We start from the raw sequence: 338 nt of genomic DNA on the forward strand, positions 1-338 counted from the left end.
TGAATACAAGCGTTTATTTCTTTTTTTGCTGTAATTCCTATCTACCCAATTACCCATTGGTAGATTCTAAAAAATCTAATTACCACATCAGAAGACCATGGTTTTCAGGGGCTTTAAGAAGTTGGGGTAATTGGGTAATTAGTTTTTATAAAAGTTCTATGGGTGAAGCTTTAAACTTTGGTTTTATCAAGTAGCCGTAGCTTCTTGTATTTCCGGATTTCACCCTTTCATATTCCAAAGATTTTAATGCCCTTCCCATGGTGTACATATTGAGACGCGGGTTAATAGGGAAGAGCTCGATCACAATTTCTGATGCTGTTTTAAAATCTGCAGGATCT

Annotated in this window: 1 pseudogene; it reads right to left on the bottom strand. The window is 36.1% G+C overall.

Annotation, left to right across the window (positions count from 1 at the left end):
- Window positions 1–145: 145 nt before the first annotated feature.
- Window positions 146–338, bottom strand: a pseudogene (locus tag HC176_RS19755) (VapE domain-containing protein); the annotation flags it as partial.

The sequence above is a fragment of the Tamlana crocina genome (assembly GCF_012037625.1).